This window comes from Aquabacter cavernae (genome assembly GCF_003993795.1).
GTDB lineage: Bacteria > Pseudomonadota > Alphaproteobacteria > Rhizobiales > Xanthobacteraceae > Aquabacter > Aquabacter cavernae.
The window spans coordinates 2501-4296 of record NZ_RWKV01000013.1; the positions used below are offsets into that span (position 1 = coordinate 2501).

Sequence of the window (1796 nt, forward strand, 5' to 3'; positions counted from 1 at the left end):
ATGCGAAGCTGGTCTTTAAAAGATCCGTCGATCCCGTTCCGGTTTGTCCATCTGCATGTCCTTAAGCATGCGGTTGCGGCATCCGGTTAGCTCTGCCGAGTGGTGGGCATCGACGATGAGAACGATCAAGTGTCTTAAGGGCATTCGGTGGATGCCTTGGCGCTAAGAGGCGAAGAAGGACGTGGTACGCTGCGATAAGCTTTGGGGAGCCGCGAACAGGCTTTGATCCAGAGATTTCCGAATGGGGAAACCCACCTTCGAAAACTAGAACTCCGAGGTTTTACCTCGGAACGATTTCGGTCGAGCCGAGGCGAAAGCTTCGGATTTCTAGTTTTCATATGAAGGTATCTAATCCTGAATACATAGGGGTTAGAGGCGAACCCGGGGAACTGAAACATCTAAGTACCCGGAGGAAAGGACATCAACAGAGACTCCGCTAGTAGTGGCGAGCGAACGCGGACTAGGCCAGTGGCAAAGGTAAGACAATCAGAAGCCGTCAGGACTGCGGCGCCTTAGAGGGTGATAGCCCCGTATGAGTAATGCGAACCTTTGTCCTTGAGTAAGGCGGGACACGTGAAATCCTGTCTGAACATGGGGGGACCACCCTCCAAGCCTAAGTACTCCTTAGCGACCGATAGTGAACCAGTACCGTGAGGGAAAGGTGAAAAGCACCCCGACGAGGGGAGTGAAACAGTTCCTGAAACCGGATGCCTACAAACAGTGGGAGCCCGAAAGGGTGACCGCGTACCTTTTGTATAATGGGTCAGCGACTTAGTCTGGCGAGCGAGCTTAAGCCGATAGGTGTAGGCGCAGCGAAAGCGAGTCTGAACAGGGCGTTCAGTTCGTCGGATTAGACCCGAAGCCGGGTGATCTAGCCATGAGCAGGTTGAAGGTGCGGTAACACGCACTGGAGGACCGAACCGGTGCCTGTTGAAAAAGTCTCGGATGACTTGTGGCTAGGGGTGAAAGGCCAACCAAACCCGGAAATAGCTGGTTCTCCGCGAAAGCTATTTAGGTAGCGCCTCGTGCGAATACTCCTGGGGGTAGAGCACTGGATGGGCTAGGGGGTCTTACCGATCTACCAAACCTAACCAAACTCCGAATACCAGGAAGTACTACACGGGAGACACACGGCGGGTGCTAACGTCCGTCGTGGAGAGGGAAACAACCCTGACTAACAGCTAAGGCCCCCAAGTCGTGGCTAAGTGGGAAAGGATGTAAGAGTCCGAAAACAACCAGGAGGTTGGCTTAGAAGCAGCCATCCTTTAAAGAAAGCGTAACAGCTCACTGGTCTAGGATTCTCGCGCCGAAAATGTAACGGGGCTCAAGCCACGCGCCGAAGCTTTAGGTTTGCCTTCGGGCAAGCGGTAGCGGAGCGTTCCGTAAGCCTGCGAAGGAGGACCCGTGAGGGCCTCTGGAGGTATCGGAAGTGCGAATGCTGACATGAGTAACGACAAACAGTGTGAAAGACACTGTCGCCGAAAGTCCAAGGGTTCCTGCGTAAAGCTAATCTGCGCAGGGTTAGCCGGCCCCTAAGGCGAGGCCGAAAGGCGTAGTCGATGGGAACCACGTTAATAATCGTGGGCCAGTGGGTGTGTGACGTATCCGGCAGCTTGTCTGGTCTTATTGGATTGACCGGGCCTGTGAAGGGTACCAGGAAATAGCCCCCACATAGACCGTACCCGAAACCGACACAGGTGGACTGGTAGAGTATACCAAGGCGCTTGAGAGAACTATGCTGAAGGAACTCGGCAATTTACCTCCGTAACTTCGGGATAAGGAGGCCTCTGNCTTGG

At 54.1% G+C, this 1796-nt stretch carries 1 rRNA gene (cut by a window edge); it reads left to right on the forward strand.

Annotated features, from left to right (window positions below):
• Positions 1–123: 123 nt before the first annotated feature.
• Positions 124–1796 (forward strand): 23S ribosomal RNA (locus EJJ38_RS13415) (it continues 1240 nt past the right edge of the window).